General features: G+C 46.8%; 16 protein-coding genes. 7 read left to right on the top strand and 9 right to left on the bottom strand.

Annotated features, from left to right (window positions below; genetic code table 11):
• Window positions 1–59: 59 nt before the first annotated feature.
• From glmS to EZE20_RS13725, 3 genes are all read right to left on the bottom strand, one after another.
• Window positions 60–1,898: a glutamine--fructose-6-phosphate transaminase (isomerizing) gene (gene glmS / locus EZE20_RS13735; protein ID WP_132118578.1), complete on the bottom strand. Its 1,839-nt coding sequence runs from the start codon at window positions 1,896–1,898 to the stop codon at window positions 60–62.
• 135 nt (window positions 1,899–2,033) lie between these two features.
• Window positions 2,034–3,434 (bottom strand): DUF4270 family protein, encoded by a 1,401-nt coding sequence (locus EZE20_RS13730; RefSeq protein ID WP_165933474.1) that lies wholly within the window; start codon window positions 3,432–3,434, stop codon window positions 2,034–2,036.
• The gene (locus EZE20_RS13725; RefSeq protein WP_132118574.1) at window positions 3,376–4,182 is read right to left on the bottom strand and encodes a glycogen/starch synthase; all 807 of its coding nucleotides are present in this window, start codon (window positions 4,180–4,182) and stop codon (window positions 3,376–3,378) included. The genes EZE20_RS13730 and EZE20_RS13725 overlap by 59 nt, the downstream gene beginning before the upstream one ends.
• A gap of 215 nt (window positions 4,183–4,397) precedes the next feature.
• Between EZE20_RS13725 and panC the strand changes: the two genes are divergently transcribed.
• Window positions 4,398–5,240: a pantoate--beta-alanine ligase gene (panC, locus tag EZE20_RS13720; RefSeq protein WP_132118572.1), complete on the top strand. Its 843-nt coding sequence runs from the start codon at window positions 4,398–4,400 to the stop codon at window positions 5,238–5,240.
• Here panC and EZE20_RS13715 read toward each other — a convergent pair.
• A complete protein-coding gene (locus EZE20_RS13715; protein WP_132118570.1) occupies window positions 5,237–7,765 on the bottom strand; it encodes a TonB-dependent receptor in 2,529 nt (842 codons plus the stop codon). The two genes, panC and EZE20_RS13715, sit on opposite strands and share 4 nt — an antisense overlap.
• A 279-nt stretch (window positions 7,766–8,044) precedes the next feature.
• Between EZE20_RS13715 and EZE20_RS13710 the strand changes: the two genes are divergently transcribed.
• On the top strand, window positions 8,045–8,929 hold the full coding sequence (locus EZE20_RS13710; protein WP_132118568.1) for a sugar phosphate isomerase/epimerase family protein: 885 nt from the start codon (window positions 8,045–8,047) through the stop codon (window positions 8,927–8,929).
• A 68-nt stretch (window positions 8,930–8,997) separates the two neighbouring features.
• Entirely contained in the window at window positions 8,998–9,198 is a 201-nt protein-coding gene (locus EZE20_RS13705) for a hypothetical protein (RefSeq protein ID WP_132118566.1), read from the top strand.
• Between the two features lie 78 nt (window positions 9,199–9,276).
• Here the strand turns inward: EZE20_RS13705 and EZE20_RS13700 are convergent, their stop codons facing one another.
• Both EZE20_RS13700 and EZE20_RS13695 read right to left on the bottom strand, forming a co-directional pair.
• A complete protein-coding gene (locus EZE20_RS13700) occupies window positions 9,277–10,767 on the bottom strand; it encodes a Gfo/Idh/MocA family oxidoreductase (protein ID WP_132118564.1) in 1,491 nt (496 codons plus the stop codon).
• A gap of 97 nt (window positions 10,768–10,864) precedes the next feature.
• A complete protein-coding gene (locus EZE20_RS13695) occupies window positions 10,865–11,791 on the bottom strand; it encodes a phytanoyl-CoA dioxygenase family protein (protein WP_132118562.1) in 927 nt (308 codons plus the stop codon).
• Between the two features lie 221 nt (window positions 11,792–12,012).
• Between EZE20_RS13695 and panD the strand changes: the two genes are divergently transcribed.
• The 4 genes from panD to EZE20_RS13675 all read left to right on the top strand — a co-directional run bounded on the left by panD (window position 12,013) and on the right by EZE20_RS13675 (window position 14,782).
• Entirely contained in the window at window positions 12,013–12,363 is a 351-nt protein-coding gene (panD, locus tag EZE20_RS13690; RefSeq protein ID WP_132118560.1) for an aspartate 1-decarboxylase, read from the top strand.
• A 111-nt stretch (window positions 12,364–12,474) separates the two neighbouring features.
• Window positions 12,475–13,515, top strand: coding sequence for a lysylphosphatidylglycerol synthase transmembrane domain-containing protein (locus EZE20_RS13685; RefSeq protein WP_132118558.1), 1,041 nt, complete (start codon window positions 12,475–12,477; stop codon window positions 13,513–13,515).
• Between the two features lie 19 nt (window positions 13,516–13,534).
• On the top strand, window positions 13,535–14,020 hold the full coding sequence (gene rfaE2, locus EZE20_RS13680) for a D-glycero-beta-D-manno-heptose 1-phosphate adenylyltransferase (protein WP_132118556.1): 486 nt from the start codon (window positions 13,535–13,537) through the stop codon (window positions 14,018–14,020).
• An 81-nt stretch (window positions 14,021–14,101) separates the two neighbouring features.
• On the top strand, window positions 14,102–14,782 hold the full coding sequence (locus tag EZE20_RS13675; RefSeq protein ID WP_132118554.1) for a zinc metallopeptidase: 681 nt from the start codon (window positions 14,102–14,104) through the stop codon (window positions 14,780–14,782).
• Window positions 14,783–14,872: 90 nt separating this feature from the next.
• Here EZE20_RS13675 and EZE20_RS13670 read toward each other — a convergent pair whose 3' ends face one another.
• From EZE20_RS13670 to EZE20_RS13660, 3 genes are all read right to left on the bottom strand, one after another.
• Entirely contained in the window at window positions 14,873–15,244 is a 372-nt protein-coding gene (locus EZE20_RS13670; RefSeq protein WP_132118552.1) for a glyoxalase, read from the bottom strand.
• Window positions 15,245–15,293: 49 nt separating this feature from the next.
• Window positions 15,294–16,466, bottom strand: a complete 1,173-nt coding sequence (locus EZE20_RS13665) for a glutathionylspermidine synthase family protein (protein WP_132118550.1) — start codon at window positions 16,464–16,466, stop codon at window positions 15,294–15,296.
• A 73-nt stretch (window positions 16,467–16,539) separates the two neighbouring features.
• Window positions 16,540–17,184, bottom strand: a complete 645-nt coding sequence (locus tag EZE20_RS13660) for a hypothetical protein (protein ID WP_132118548.1) — start codon at window positions 17,182–17,184, stop codon at window positions 16,540–16,542.
• Window positions 17,185–17,308 lie beyond the last annotated feature (124 nt).

Raw genomic sequence — 17,308 nt, 5'->3', positions numbered from 1 at the left:
AGCCCGTTTTACTAGTATTTCGGCAATAGTTTTTGAGAATCTTTCGGTAGTATTGCGAACTATTCTACGGTTACAGATTTGGCCAGATTTCGGGGCTGATCCACGTTTCTTCCCCGCATCACGGCAATGTAGTAGGAGAGGAGTTGCAAGGGGATCACCGAAACAAGCGGCGTGAGCATTTCGTGCGTTTTTGGTATTTCTATCACAAAATCAACCATCGTCGGAATGAGCGTATCGCCTTCGGTGATGATGGCAATAACCCGCCCTTTGCGCGCCTTTACTTCCTGAATATTCGACACGATTTTTTCGTAGGAGCTATCTTTGGTTGCCAGGAAAACCACCGGCATGTCTTCGTCAATCAAGGCAATCGGTCCGTGCTTCATTTCGGCTGCAGGGTAGCCTTCAGCGTGGATGTACGAAATCTCTTTTAGTTTGAGCGCGCCTTCCAAAGCTACCGGAAAATTGAGTCCCCGGCCCAAATAGATAAAATTGCGGGCGTAGGTAAAAATAAACGCAATTTCTTTGATTTTTTCCGCTGTTTGCAGAACTCGCTCCACCTTGGCCGGAATCGTTTCAAGTTCGATTAAAAGCTGACGGTAGAGCTCTTCCGAAATCGTTCCTTTGCGCTGAGCTGCTTCAATTGCCATGAGCGTCAGTACGGTCACCTGCGCAGTAAATGCCTTTGTACTTGCTACACCGATTTCCGGTCCGGCATGCGTGTAGGCTCCGGCATCCGTGGCGCGGGCAATAGACGAACCGACCACATTACAAACCCCAAAAATGAGGGCCCCTTTGGACTTGGCCAATTCGATAGCCGCCAGGGTATCAGCCGTTTCGCCGGATTGAGAAATGGCAATGACAATGTCTTTTTCTTTAATAACCGGATTGCGGTATCGGAACTCAGAAGCGTATTCTACTTCTACGTTGATGCGGGCGAGCTCTTCAAACAGGTACTCAGCTACAAGTCCGGCATGCCAGGATGTACCGCAACCCACAATCACAATCCGCTTGGAATCAGCGAGTTTGTCCAGGTAGTTTCGCAAGCCACCCAACTGCAAATGCGCATCATCCGCCCGCAGACGACCGCGCATACTGTCAGCGATGGAGCGGGGCTGTTCAAAAATTTCTTTTAGCATAAAATGGTCATATCCACCTTTTTCTATGGTTTCGAGTTCCATTTCAAGCGTCTGAATGTAAGGTACTTGTTGTACGTTGTCGAGATTCAGAATCTGCAACTCATTATTCTTTACAACTGCAATTTCAAAGTCGTCTAAATACACTACATCTTTTGTATACTCAATAATAGGCGTGGCGTCGGAAGCAAAGAAAAATTCATCCTGCCCTATCCCAATCACCAACGGGCTGCCTTTTCGGGCCGCAATGAGCTGTCCGGGATGCTCGTCAGACATGATGACGATTGCGTAGGCACCCACAACTTCCTGCAACGCCAGGCGTACCACTTCTTCGAGGGGTTTGCCGGTTTCGGTACGGATATCTTCAATGAAATGAATCAGTACCTCAGAGTCGGTTTCGCTGCGAAAGGTGTGGCCTTTTTGCTGTAATTTTTGCTTGATGGCCGAATAGTTTTCAATGATACCATTATGAATGATTGCCAGCCTGCGGTCGTTAGAAAAATGTGGGTGAGCATTCGTATCGTTTGGTTCGCCGTGAGTAGCCCAACGGGTATGTCCCATACCGATGGTGGCTTGCGTATCTTTTGTTGAAAGTTCGGCTTCGAGCGCAGCTACTTTACCTTTTTTCTTATATATCGCCAACCCGTTTTCGTTCATAAGCGCAACGCCCGAGCTGTCGTAGCCTCGGTATTCCAGGCGTTTTAAGCCTTTTATAATCAGTGGGTAAGCCTCCTTGTTTCCAACGTATGCAACGATTCCACACATAGCATGTTCTATTTAGTAAGAAAAATTAATAAATAAGAAAAGTACAAATTACTAAAATAGTTTGACCTGCACAAAAAAAACCGACACGGGTTCGTTGTCGGTCTTTTCAAGATTCTGAAAAAGGCAGGAATCAGATCATTCTCTGGCCACTGTATAAAATACGATCAATTTGATGTCTTCGGGCTTTCCACTCATCACCAAACGACTCACACGATTGTTCATCTGCGATTGAAAACGAGTTCCACCCTGTCCGAGGGCATTTGTATAAACAGGCGCAACCAGAAAACTGTTTGTCTTTTTGTAGTCAGTTATCATCGCATTCAACTGCGTGGTTAAAAACCAGGTAAAGTTCTTGAACTTAGTATCGTAAAGTGCAACTTGTGGGTCTGGTACCTGACTGTATGCGGAGGCATCGTTATTGACAATTGCCTCATAGCCCAAAGCTCCGTAATAAATTCTATTGGTAGCGTCAGTCTCTAATAGCACAAGATAGGGCGGCATATTGAGTCCTGGTTCAATAGCTGAAAGTTCGGGTTTCAGGCTCAACTCAGCGCGATTGATGGCAATCGGACCATTGTTAGCAAGCGATTTCAGATACGGAATTTCAATTTTAGTTCTGATTCCGAGCGCGTCCTGCACAAAGGTGCGGTTGCCGGTACTGCTTGCCGGCACAGGCACAAGTGGTTGCAGATTTTCGAGTGCTGTACCGGAGCGGTCGGCGGTTACGCGGTTAAATCCAGCCCGGACAGAAGTCCCTGCATCCGTTCCCAAATTGGCATAAATCGGGAAGCTCACCGCTGTGGCATCTGTGGTTTTGTGGTACCAAATGCGCAGGTTCAGGGTTCTGTTTGAAATTGGGAAACCCACTACGGCTGTGTTTTCCGAACCGGGAATAAGCGCAAAGCCTTTCAGAACTTTATAAAATTCCGTATTGGTTTGTCCGGCCGTTTTTCCTGAAAGGGCAAATAATTCGCGTCCCAAATCGTCCGGTAACTTAAATTGAAGCAATCCGTTGCTTTGAGGCTTGGGCTGAAACGATTGCGTGGCAAGGGGAGTGGCGTCGTATCCAATGCTACTATTGTTGTAATAGTTTTTGGCAGCGTCCAGATCTTCATTCAGGCGATGTACCGAAAGCGTCTGCGTCGAAAGCGTATCGCCATACGTATAGTTATAAGGCGTATACAAAACGAGCGAATCATAGATTGCTTCTTCACCCAAATTCAATTGAAATTCAAGCGCCATGCGCATAAAAGCCGAAGCTTCAATTTTCCCAAAAAGCGGATCAGAATACCGACCAGCCAAATAAATATCGGGCAGGCTCGTCCGCACAGAATCTGCCAGCACGGTAGATGTACGTACGGTAAGCGTATCGGTATAGATAGTTCCAACGGGAGTTAGGGGAGTTACGCCAATATTTCCGGGAGGATCGCAGGCAAAGAGCAGGGTGGTCAGAACGACCACCCCGAAAGAGCTAAGTTTAGTTAACCAGGCCGTGATACAAATTGTAGTACGCTTCTGAGAAATTATCGTCTTCATCGACGAGGTCAACACGCTTGGGTAATTCATCAAGTATTTTGTTTAATTCTTCGCTGTACGATTCGTCTACCTTAACCACTGCATCAGCGTAAGCGCATCCGAGTTTAATAAAACCTTCAAAATCTGCTGACCGTAAATGGGCCAAAGCTTCGTCACTGACGTCCATGGCCTTGGCTTTATTCAACAAATCGGCATCAAATTTATAACTGAAAGCGTTATTATACACAGTAAATACGCTTTTTGTGTCTTTAAACATCGGATCGTTCCGATAGGTAGTTTTAAGATACATCGGAATCAGGGCGGTCATCCAGTCGTTACAGTGCACGATATCAGGCGCCCAGCCCAATTTTTTAACGGTTTCGAGTACGCCTTTGCAAAAGAAAATGGCACGCTCGTCATTGTCGTCAAAAAAGTTATTCTTTTTGTCAAAGAAAACGGATTTGCGGTGAAAATAGTCTTCGTTGTCGATGAAATATACTTGCAATTTGGCGTTGGGAATAGAAGCAACCTTGATTATCAGCGGTTTTTCTTCTTCGCCAACCGTAATATTAATGCCGGAGAGGCGTACAACTTCGTGAAGTCGGTTTTTGCGTTCATTGATGAGCCCAAAGCGAGGGACGAGGATTCTGATTTCGGCGCCGCGTTCCTGCATAGCCTGTGGTAGCTGCCTTACATAATCTGCTACATCGGTGGTTTGGAGAAAGGGATTAATTTCACTGGATACATACAGAATTCGTAGTTTGTCCATACAGATAGTTGGGCTTTTGTGAAAAAAAGATTTGCAAAATTATACAAAAAAAAACCGATTTTCAATAATTATTTGAAACTAATTGTCATATTGCGTGCAGTTTGGGTCATTCTATGCCTATAAATTTGCAGTTTTTCAATTCGCAGGCAATTCCGGTTTTTTGATTGATTCCCTACATCCTTCGTATTCGTTTGCCCGTTTTCCGCCTTCTTCGTATGCACATTTTTACATCTCCTGAGTCTCTTTACAACCACCTTCGTTCACTTGCCACTGCCGACCTGCACCTTGGGTTTGTTCCCACAATGGGAGCTTTGCACGAGGGACATCTGGCGCTCGTACGGCAATCGGTGGACGAAAATACCTATACGGTTTGCAGTATTTTTGTAAATCCAATTCAATTTAATAACCCGGACGATCTGCAACGCTATCCCCGCACGCTGGAAGCCGATTGTGCTATGCTGGAAGCCGCCGGCTGCGATTGTGTGTTTGCGCCTTCTGCCGAGGAAATGTATGCCGCAACGCCGGTTTTGAAGCTGGATTTTGGCGATTTGGAGCGGGTCATGGAAGGGGCTTTCCGTCCGGGGCATTTCAATGGCGTTGGGCTAGTTGTAGGCAGACTTTTTAATTTGGTTCAGCCGCAGCGGGCGTATTTTGGGCAAAAGGATTTGCAGCAGGTAGCCGTGGTGCGGCGCCTGATTCAGGATTTGGGTTTTCCCATAGAGCTTGTTTCCTGCCCTACGATTCGGGAGTTGGATGGATTGGCGCTTTCGTCACGCAATCGTCGACTGAGCCTGGAATATCGGGCAATGGCGCCCTTTATTTTTCAGATGCTGAATGAAGCCAAGGCAAAACTCCAATCAGGAGCGTCGATTGATGACGTGCGGGCTTTTGTCAAGGAAGAATTTTTAACGCACCCTGAGTTTTTATTGGAGTATTTTGAAGTGGCTCATGCCACCACGCTTCAACCCATAGAGGCACTCCAACCTGATGGACAAACTGCGCTGTGCGTAGCTGCCAATTTGGGTGGAGTGCGCCTGATTGATAATCTGGTTTTTTAGAATTCTACAATAAATCCAATCGTCGGAATGACCGACGCATCTTCATTGCGCAGGATCACGGGTTGTGCGTTGCTTCCATCGGAGGCAAGCGGCAGCCCGTCGGATGTGAGCCAATCTGGGCCATCAGCAGTGCGCTGAAAGGTGTACTGCGGCAAGGATGGATTGCGGGCAAGAAATGCATTCGTTACATCAAAAAAGACGTCCAATGTGGTTCGTTTGTAGTTCCATTTTTTATCAATTCTGAAATCAAACTGATTGAAGGCGCGTAAACGCAGGGTGTTTAAGTTTCCAAAGTTAAGTACTCCTGTGCCGACGCTTGCGTAATTACGTTGCGAAGCTTCCAGGTCGAAAGGCGTGTAGGGAGCGCCACTTGCGTACCGGTAGCGTAAGCCCATTTCCCAGCCCTTTTTGAATTTTCTTCCCAAAATCCCTGAAAAAAGATGCCGGCTATCCCAGGCCGAAGGAACCAAACGACCATTAACGCCCGAAAATTGACTCCAAACAAGTGTATAACTGGCAGTCGCAAAAATGTTCTTTGTGAGTTTTTGCTGAAAGAATACTTCCATTCCGTAGGCTCGTCCTTCCCCAATCGACTGCGTACGCTCGTTTCCGATGGAACCAAAATCTCCGCCCTGATTGGCCAGGGAAATTCCGTCCCGCACCGAAACAGGGTAGTTGGAATAATTCTTGTAAAAACCTTCGACCGTAAATCGCACGCTGGGTTTCGGAATAAATTCCAGTCCTGCCACCCAATGCGTGCTGCCAATGTAGCGGTTGTCCTGATTGACAAATTGTCCGGCCTCATTTCTAAAACCAAGAACGGTGTAAATCGGGAGCTTGTAGTATTGGCCCCACGAAGCGTTTACATTCCATTGGTCGCTGAGGGCGTAACTTGCCGCAAGGCGCGGCGATAGCGTACGCAGGGGGTTATTTCCGTCGTTGGTAAAACTATTCATATCCGTGCGCAAACCGCCTGAAAGGCCCAGTCGTCCGAAAGTTTTGGCTACCTGTCCAAAGAGTCCGTAGCGAAAGAAATCAACATCACTGGCAAACCGAACCTCCACGGGCAGCTGAATAACCTGCCCTTGCTCGTTGCGGATTTCAGGGCGAAATTGGTTAAAGAAAGACGTATTGTACTTGACATACTGCAAAACACCGCCGTAGCTAAATTTCCATCCGTCCACCGATTTGTTGACGTCTACCCGTAGCTTATTTTCAATTTCCTGCGAGCTAACATCCAGATTCTTAGGCGTTGAGTCGGGTTTGGTGTTGTCTTCGTAGCGCGTCAGCGAGTTGTTAAACATATTTCGGCTGAGCGCAACGTTCACAAACCCGTTGTCAATCAGTCGTTTAATAGACGCTCCCACTGTATAATTCCACTGCTGAATAATCGGATTGGCTCTCAGAATATACTCCCGGTCGGGCGTAGACTCTTTGGGAACCGCAAAGCTGAAATCATCGATGGCACCCACACCAAGGGTCGTCAGCGTGGTTTTGGCGTTGAGTTTGGTCGTTGTTTTGTACTGAAAATCCCAGTAACTGGGCCGAATGGGTAAATCAATCAAAGAAAATAGTAATTGCAAATAGGACCGGCGGGCAGAAGCCAGAAACGTAGTTTTGGGACCCAAAGGCCCTTCCAGCGTTCCGGCAAGTTCGGTGCCGCTGAGCCGTACATTTCCTGACAGTCGCTCGGGGTTTCCTTCGCGCTGCTTGAACTGAAATACCGAGGCAAGCGCATTGTCGTAGCGGGCTTCCCAACTGCTCGATTTGAGCGTTACATCTTCAATGAACGAGACATTCAGAATGCCCGTTGGCCCTCCGGCTGAGCCCTGCGTAGCGAAATGATTAATTACCGGAATCTCGATTCCGTCCAGATAGTACACGTTTTCGTTGGGTGCGCCGCCCCGAATGATGATGTCGTTGCGGAAACCACCCACGCTGCCGGAAGTACCCCCCACGCCCGGCAGGGCCTGAATTACCCGACTGATGTCAAAATTTCCGCCGGGATTCGCTCGTATTTCTTCGGTACTCAGCCGCTGAATCGAGTTAGGCGTTTCGACCGATGCTACGCTTGCTACCGCGCGATTGGCCTTGACCACCACTTCGCTCAGCGCTTTGGATTCTTCTTCGAGCTCAAAATTAATTTCCTGCGCATTTCCAGAGGTCAGGTTTACGTTAAACTTGGTGGCCGCGCCGTAGCCAACAAGTGTTGCTTTTAAATTATAGCTCCCCACGGGAGCCGTCAGACTGTATCGGCCCTCGGTGTCGGAGGTTGTGCCAAGTGTAGTGCCTTCAAGCAGAAGACTGACACCGATGAGAAGTTCCTGCGTATTTTTATCACGGATTATACCTTGAATTGTTCCGGTACGGCTTGTCTGAGCCCAGCCGGGCAAAAAGCTCGTAATCAACGTGATAAATAGAAAAAGTTCTTTAAAGGAAGTGAAAAAACGACCGTGAGAATGCCTGGGTCTTTTGCCTGTGAAATCAGAAAGTACGTTGCGTACTTGCGTAGTTTGTGGCCGCATGGTAAATATTCAGTAGTAAAAAGTTTAGCTAAATTTTGGGTGAAAAGTTTCTTGTAAATTTTTCAACAAAGTGAAAATGAAATCTTAAACCCCCATTAATTTACTACGTAAACATACTATTGATATAAATGTTTCTATGAAAACATTTTATTTTTTAATTAGTAGTAAAAACCTGAAATATTGGTGTTTAAGCTGGATTATGTACTTGACTATTTTAGCAACCTAGGGCAATGGGCTTTTTACTTCAATCCTTTTTTCATCTCTTAAACTAAGTAAAGAATGACTTTCAGTCGACGAGATTTCCTCAAAACTACTCCGCTGATGCCTATGGCATTTTCTGGGGCACTGCAACAAAAGAAAGAAGTTCCTCAGCGACTCAAACTTAGTTGTAATTTGTATTCCTTCAACAATCCGCTTCGGAAAGGTGAAATGACCCTGGAAGAGGTATTTGCTTTTTGTTCAGATGTAGGTTTTGCAGCCGTTGACCCCACGGGCTATTATTTTCCGGGTTATCCGGCAGTCCCCTCGGATGCCTATATTTTTGAGCTGAAAAGAACCGCTTTTTTACTCGGTTTGGATATAAGCGGGACCGGCATCCGAACTGATTTTTCTGTGAGCGATGCCCAAAAGCGAGCGGCGGATGTGGAGCTTGTGCGGCAATGGGTAGAGGTTGCGGCCAAGTTGGATGCTCCCGTGTTGCGGGTTTTTGCAGGAAAAGGGGTGCCGAAAGGTTTTTCAGAAAAAGAAGTGCTGGATTGGGTCGTTGAAAGCTTGCAGCAATGCGTCGCTTATGGCGAACAACATGGTGTCATGATTGTGCTTCAAAACCATAACGAACTCCTCAAAACCGTGGATCAGGTATTGTACATTCGTCAAAAAATCGATTCTAAGTGGCTGGGAATTAATCTGGATATTGGAAGTCTGCGGGCGGGTGATCCTTACGAGGGAATTGCTCGTTTGGCCCCGTATGCCTATACCTGGCAGATTAAAGAGAAAATCTATCGGACAGGAAAAGAAGAGGTTCCGGATTTGAAACGGCTCATGGAGCTAATCATAAAATCTGGATATCGGGGATATATTCCAATTGAAACTCTGGACGGCGACCCGCGGGTGCAGGTACCCCGATTTCTGGCAGAGGTCCAATTAGCTATGTCTTCTTCGTAAATGAAAAAATGTCCGTAACTTTTTAGAACATATCAAGTTATGTGTATCTAACTTAGACGACATTCTTCATGAAAAAAATAATAAACTTTATCGTCCCGTATCTTTACCTCATTCCTTTTTTCGTGGTCATTCTCCATCAAACAGACTACCAACCGATGCGAATGCTGACACCTCCGTTTATTATTTACATAGTTCTTGCCGGAGTAGGCTTTACGGTTATTCGGTTAGTTGTAAAGCAGGCCGTTGAGGACGAGAAGGAGCTGAACTGAAAGTATCCCAAAAGCCCAAAAAAAGGTCTGCCGATGCACGATGCATCCACAGACCTTTTTTCTATTTATCTAAATTATTTACACACCCAATTTCCAGTCACCGCGGTACTCACGCTTTACAAACTGATTGGCAGCGTCGAAGTTAGTAACCTTCATATTTTTACCATCCCACAGCAATTTCTTACGACCAGGATAGTTGAACCCGCGACCGTCCGCAGTAGCTTCACGCAGCGTGTAGCTTCGGATGCCAAGGTTACCCATAATGACGGTTTCGGTCAACGGTCCGGCATAGTCAAACGAAGACGTCAGTTCCTTGTGTTCTTTGCTGTTGAAACCTGCTTTGCAGGCATCAGTCCACGACGTCTGATGTCCGTATTCGGGCATTGCGGTGTATTTATTGTCAAACGCTCCTTTGGTCATTTCCAGTTTATCCCCATTTTTGAGATAGAGCTTTGGCACCAATCCGTAGGTTCCGCAGGTCATTACGCCTTTGTCGCCAATCAAAATGGCGCCGTTTGAGCTGTCATTGTCGCCAATCGGATCATTTGCGGGTATCAGTTCGGGGTGAGCGGGACGCAGGCCTCCGTCGTACCAAATCATGGTCACTTCCGATTTGTTGAGTTTCGTAGCAGGGAATTTGAGCTGCGTCCGTGATGAAGGCGGGCAGCCTTCGGGAATATACTCCGGCGTCCAGTCTTTCAGAAAAACCGAACCCACGCTGCATTCTACTTCGGTAGGATACCCAAGGCCCAACACCCGGAAAGGAGGGTCAATCAGGTGACAACCCATATCGCCGAGTGCACCGGTGCCAAATTCCCACCATCCGCGCCATTTGAACGGATGCCAGGCGGGGCTATAATCGACCCACGGCGCAGTTCCTACCCACAAGTCCCAGTCGATTCCGTCGGGTACCGGAAATTTTTGGGTTGGTACCGGGATTCCCTGTGGCCATACGGGGCGGTTTGTCCAGATCTGCACTTCTTTTACTGTACCAATGAGGCCTTTTTTAAACCAGTCCTGCATTTGACGCTGACCGGGATTTGACGCTCCCTGATTTCCCATTTGCGTAACGACCTTATACTTACGGGCAGCTTCGGTCAGCATACGAGCCTCATAAATATCGTGCGTCAGCGGTTTTTGTCCGTACACGTGCTTGCCAAGCTGCATGGCAGCCATAGCGGCAACGGCGTGCTGATGGTCCGGTGTAGAAATGGTGACGGCGTCAATGCTGTTGCCCATTTCGTCAAACATCTTACGGAAATCAGTATATTTTTTTGCGTTGGGGTGTTTATCAAACGATTCCTTTCCCCGGTTCCAGTCTACGTCGCAGAGCGCCACAATGTTTTCGTTGCCATTGTTGAAGGCATTCCGAATATCCGACGAGCCTTTGCCGCCAATCCCGATTCCGGCAATATTAAGTTTGTCGCTCGGGGCGCGGTAGCCTTTACCCAATACATGACGGGGAACGATGAAAAAACTTCCGAGGGCCGATGCACCAATGGCCGCAGCTGTACTTTTTTGTAGAAAATCCCGCCGTGAAACGGCATCTTTTGGGTCTTTTTTGGTCATGTTATACGTACTGAATGGTTAATTCGATGAATGTAATGACAGGAAAAGATATTTTTTCTCCGTTATTACTTATAACGAGTGTTGGGAAAAATTCCGGTTATCGGCCCGATAGTTTTCTTTTCAATGAACGAAGTGTTTTTTCAAGATCATTTTTATAATCCGTCAGCGGGCTAAAACCGACCCGACCTTGTACTGGTTGATTCAGGTAGCTGTTTTCCATAATCTGCCCGGTCAGGATATTCATGGGGCGTCGCATGTACATTTTTTCGATGGGCAGGTCAGACCATAGCGGGGAGTAATACATACAATCCTGGAAAAAATAATGCGTAACCTGACTGTGCCGCGTACTTCCGGCTCTTAGAATGGGCTCGCCTCCATGAAACAAATTGGCGGCCCAAATCAACGCCTGTCCTTTTTTTACCCGAAATACTTCTTTCTTTTGTCCGGTAGCTTCCATCAAATCCTGCACAAAGTTCTCGTATTCAATGTATTGGTTGTACTGTGAAACATCTTTTGAACCCATCAGCCCAATATCGGCCATGTCATAATACGGCAACTTATGGCTGCCCGGATAGTAGTGCAGCGGGCCGTTAGTTTCGTCGGTATCTTCCAGCGCTACCCAAACTCCGCACATAAAGCGCTGCGGAATAGAATAAAAATGAATGGCATCGCTATGCGTTCGTTGCTGCGAGCCTACGTGGAAATTCAGCGTCTGAAAAGGAAAAGGTTCACGCCGATACAAAATGCGCAGAATGTCCATGATTTTGGTACAGCCCGCTACCTCTTTCACTAAGGGGGTAATTGTCCAGGCATCCTGAATGCGGGGATCTTTGAAGTGCGGTTGAAGAAGTTCAATGATGCGATCGAAGGTACTTTCGGGCAGGCCGGTATCAATAATCAGATACCCTTTTTCGGCATACTGACGAACCTGCTCTTTGGTGGCTTCATCAAGAGACGAAGTTTCTAGTTCTTTTTTCAGAAATGGTGAATCAACCCAAGGGGTATTCATTGTGTATTTTGCCATACAAAAGGGAAAGATTTGGAAGGAAAAACTGGATATGGAATAAAACTACACAAGATATAAATTTCTGATTTTGAGATGAAGTCACCACCTGTATTATTTTTCTGTGAACCAGCTTGTTTTTGCTGTTGTTTTGACTGATGTAAATATTAGGCGTACATTTGGCGGGTTTTTTAGTGCCGGATGCGTCTTTGCATTCTACGACTTTTACAAAAATTACGATCATGCAAATTACCCTTATGAAGTCAAAGATCCACCGGGTCAAAGTGACGCAGGCCGAACTGAACTATGTCGGGAGCATCACTATTGATGAGGATTTGATGGATGCGGTGGGAATCATCGAGAATGAACAGGTACATGTGGTAAATAACAATAACGGCGAACGTCTTGTCACATACGCCATCAAAGGTGCACGAGGGACGGGTATTATCTGCCTGAATGGAGCCGCCGCCCGAAAGGCGCAGGTTGGCGATGTGGTCATTATCATTGCTTACGGAAGTATGTCACAGGAAGAATCCAAATCGTTTCAGCCGCAAGTTGTTTTTCCTGACGACGCCAACCGCATCGTACACTAGAAAATCAGATGCAAAGACTCCCGGTTTTTGCACCAACAGCAGACGAAAGTCACGGATCAAATTTAGGCTTTCGTCTGTTTTTTTGTCTTTCCAGGATCAAATCACTACTTCATGAAGAATGCATTACGGTATGTCATTTCGCTGGGTTTAGCCGGGGCTTTGCTCTGGTATGTATTTAAAGATATTGACCTGAGTGCCATGATGGAACGCCTGGCTCAGGCCGACTGGAGCTGGGTAGCGCTGTCGTGCGGGCTGGTGCTTTTGGCGCATTTAACCCGGGCCTGGCGCTGGCAAATGCTCATGGAACCTCTGGGCTATAAACCAACCCTGGCCAATACCTTGCTTTCGGTTTTAACGGGCTATTTCGCCAACTATATTGTGCCCCGCATGGGTGAGGTAACACGCTGCGGGACGCTGTATCGACTCGAAAAGGTGCCTGTAAATCAAAGTTTTGGAACTGTGGTTGCGGAGCGAGTCTTTGATGTATTGACGTTACTCTTGCTCATCATGCTCAATTTCTTTCTTGAATTTGATCGGTTAAGTCAGTTTTTCCTGGATTTTTTTGGAAGTAAACTTTCAGGAACTCCCGGCGCCGAAACGTCGTCAACAAGCACGCTTTTAATCATCCTTGGCGTAGTTTTTTTAGTACTGATCGCAGCTGCCTGGTGGGTATGGAAAAATGAATCGCTTCGGGAGAAGATTTTGAAAAATGCTTTGGTAGGAAAAATCGTCGATTTCCTGAAAGGAATGGCCGACGGACTGCTGACAATTCGGCGGCTTCGGAGCCCTGGTCTGTTTATTCTCAGTACGTTGATGATTTGGGTTTTCTATTTTCTGATTTCCTACGTGCTGTTTTTCTGTATTCCCGAAACATCCTCTTTGGGCCTATTGGCCGGGCTTACCCTGCTCGTAATTGGCGCAATCGGCATGACGGCCCCCACGCAGGGCGGCATCGGTGCGTATCATTTGCTGGTGGGCAATGTGATGATTTTATACGGATTGACTCAAAAAGATGGCATTACGCTGGCCACATTCGTGCATGGTACGCAGATGGTCTTCATGCTGGTGGTGGGAGCTATTTCGTTTTTGATTGTTTTGCTTAAAAATAAATCAACTGAGGAATCCGCTGTAAAAGAGCAGGTTACTCACTAAATTTGATTACTCAGGTTATATGCTGACAACAGAAAGCAAGATTATGCGGCTCGATGAAGCTGTGCTTCAGGTAGCCGACTGGCAACGTAGCCAACAGCGCGTGGTATTTACCAATGGCTGTTTTGACCTGGTACATTTGGGACATATTGATTATCTCGAAAAAGCCCGGGCGCATGGCGACCGCCTCGTGTTGGGTCTCAACACGGATGCTTCGGTTGGTCGGCTCAAAGGCCCGCTGCGGCCTGTGGTTGATGAGTATGCCCGCGCCCGTTTGATGGCGGCGCTGAGCTTTGTAGATACTGTCATTTTGTTCGATGAACCTACGCCAAAAGAGCTGATTGAAGCGCTGAAACCTGACATTTTGGTCAAAGGCGATGATTATTCTGTGGAAACAATCGTTGGTGCAGATTTTGTATTAGCTAATGGAGGTGAGGTCAAAACGATTCCTTTGGTAAAAGGTTATTCAACAACTTCCCTGATCGAAAAAATCAAACAAAGTTATTGAAAGCGTGGCTCGTTACTTTTGAACATTTTTTTCGTTAGTATTGAAAGAAACCCTTTTTTAACAATTAAACCAGAAAAAAAAATGGCAGGTGCATATTTAATAGGTATTTTGGTAATGGCCGTCAGCATGTATGTGCAGTGGCGGCTCAAAAGAAAATTTGAAGAATACTCGCAGGTGGGCCTGAGTGTGGGCCTGAGCGGCAAGGAAATTGCCGAAAAGATGCTCCGCCAAAGCGGGATTTATGACGTGCGGGTACTTTCTGTAGAAGGACGCCTGACGGATCACTATAATCCGCAGGACAAAACCGTAAACCTCAGCCCCGATGTGTATCATGGCCGGAGTGTATCGGCAGCAGCGGTAGCAGCGCACGAATGCGGCCACGCGGTGCAACATGCCACAGCTTATACCTGGCTTCGGTTCAGGTCGCAAATGGTTCCTTTCCTGACCATTTCGTCACGCTACATGCAGTGGGTTATTTTGGGCGGCATTTTGTTGCTTAACTCTACGCCAATTCCTTTGGCTATTGGAGTAGCCCTTTTTGCAGCTACCACAATTTTTAGTTTTGTTACGTTACCCGTTGAATACGATGCGAGCAACCGGGCATTGGCCTGGATTCAAAACAACGGAATTGTCACCCAACAGGAACACGGCATGGCTAAGGACGCTTTGAAATGGGCCGCCCGGACGTACCTGGTAGCGGCGATTGGTTCTTTGGCAACGCTACTCTACTACGTCAGTATTTTGATGGGAAGAAGGGACTAACCTTTGGGTTAAAATTAAATAAACAATTAAAAATCCCCCGTGATGCAGCATTTGCACCACGGGGGATTTTTAATTTTAGATGGGGTACTCTTAAAGCATACTCTGAATTCGCTGAATTAGTAAATCATGTAATCGACGACTGAGGTCTTTTTCCATGGTGACAAAAAGCTGCCATTCTTCGGCAGTCATCAGGCCAAAAATAACACCTAACAGTTGGTTACGTAGCGGAACGTCCTTTTGGAACATTTTACCTACGTAGCGCTTCCGGTCGGTTTCGGGCATAGACGAAAGGTCGATTCGATATTTTGAAATATGCTGCTGAAAAAGTGCTTCGAGGCGGTCGTGCTGATATTTGAGAATGGGCCGCCATACCTCGTTCTGAAATTTTTCAGCCGGATTCTGCGCCGGCTCGGTAGCAATGACGGGCCTCAGGGCAAGACGTTTCTGGTCAGAGGTTGTCATAGGTTTAAAATATTGGTGGCATAAAATGGTTTGAAGGCGTTGGGGATTTTTACTCTATAATATGTCCCACAAATTGAGCGGTATTGTCCAGAATATGCCCTCCTCGGCGATACCCGAGGGCACAAGGCTCTCCTGCATAAAATACCCCGGCCTGATACTTAAAATTCTGAGTGTCAGTCATAAATTCGACGTACTCCTGGTAAATGCTGCGTTGATCACCGTATTCACCTTCAACCTTTTCCAGGACAGTTCCCCCTTTTTCCAAAATCGCCACATTAGCTCCTTCCCGACCAAAAAGTACCTTGCTGACTGACTTTTTGTGCGGCATTACGTACCGTTCCGTTTGCAACAGCAGCGGGTGATACGGGAACATGTCCCACAGAATTTTCAGAATATATTTGGATTGAAAAAGTAGCGTATACGCCGGATTCAGGATCACGACCCGGCGGTCTTTTACCATGTCAGTTAGCAGCTGGGCGAGTTCAGGCTCGTCAAAACCAATGTGTTCCCACGGCACTAGTTTGAACCAAAAATCAAAACGTACGAAATCGCCTGTTTCAGGATTTTGATAAAAAACCCCTTCTTCTGCCGAAAATTCCACCTCATCCATGTAGCAGAATTCTACGTCAAAACCAGCTTCTCTGGCGGCCTCTGCCAAAAGTGCGACATTGGTATCGTCTTCTGGAAAATCGCGGAGAGTCGTAACAAGTAAGCTGGGCGTCAGGTCTGGATTAACATCCTTTATATAACTAAACTGGCTGGTCAGCGTTTCAAAAAGTGTATTAAACTGATGGCTGTCGTCCATGCCATTTGCCCGCAAATGAGCCCATTGCACCACGGCAGTTTCGGGCAGGCAAGTGGCTGTGTCGGCATTAAACTCAATAAGTTTTATAGGCTGTCCGTCAAGACCACCCGCAAAGTCAAATCGTCCATACAGATGTACGTGACGATCGTCTTCCCAAGTAAATTTTATGAGCTCCACCAGGCTATCCGGAATACCCATTTCCTTAAACAATAATTGGTCAATGGCATATTGGCCGGCCTCCACAAACATCCCGTACAGGGTTTTGGCAGCTTCATAGTAGTCATCTGCTTCGGCTTCATTGACTACCACAGCTTCCTGCACCAGATAGGGCAGGGTATCTTCTCCCAACATCCACTGCCAGCCCAATTTCCGCAGGGCATTTTCGGGATGTTGCGGCATTTTTTTTAATGAAATCATAAAAGAATCAGTGCAGTCAGGTTAGGCACCAAAAAGCTAAAAAAATAAAACTGTATTTAATACAAATGGCAGCTTATCCACCACCTTTGGCGGAAGAACGACTGCCGAAAAAGCCGCTGCGGCCACCGGTCGGACGAGTTGTTACGGTGCGGGTCGTGCGTGAAGCATTGACATCACTGTATGCACTTTGGGATTTCTGATAAGCGCCCGGATTGCTATAAAACGCACTTCCGTTAGGGTTCCGGTCGCGGAAAGAGTTCATGTAGCCGTTGTTCATGGTGCGGCCCAGCATATAGCCCATGCCTCCGTAAAGCAGCATGCTCGAAAGCCCGCTTCTGTGGTAACCCGAATGATGACGGGAGGACGATTGGGTGCTGTCTTTTTGAGCCGCAATTTCCTCATCTATAAGTTTTTTGGCAGCTGCAGGACTTATCGTTTCGGTGCGTCCGTCAAGGTACGTGACGATAGCCTCAGCTTTATCAATTTCTACGGTTTCTTCGTCCGTGATTTTGAATTCGCCGGGTTTTACCTCCTTAATATGCGAACGAATTCCTTTGGTATAGGTAGTTTCTTCATAGGAGTAATCTGCCTCATTGCTTTCATTGGAGCCGCAGCCGGGCAGCATCATACCACTCGCCAAAATGGCAAACGCAAGCGTGCTGCTAATGGTAATATCTTTGGCCTTTCTGATAAAATGGCCTTTACGGGTTGGAGTCATAGTATTGGTGATTTAATTTTTTAATAAAGGTTGATTCCGTTTGAGGAAGTAACAAATGTTTGTTTGAATACAACCAAAGTTAGCAAAAAACATCCCGAGGAAGAGGTGTTTTTGTGCAGGCGGC

The sequence above is a fragment of the Arundinibacter roseus genome (genome assembly GCF_004348825.1).
In the GTDB taxonomy this organism is placed as follows: Bacteria; Bacteroidota; Bacteroidia; order Cytophagales; family Spirosomataceae; genus Arundinibacter; species Arundinibacter roseus.
This window is presented reverse-complemented; position numbering and strand designations above follow the sequence as displayed.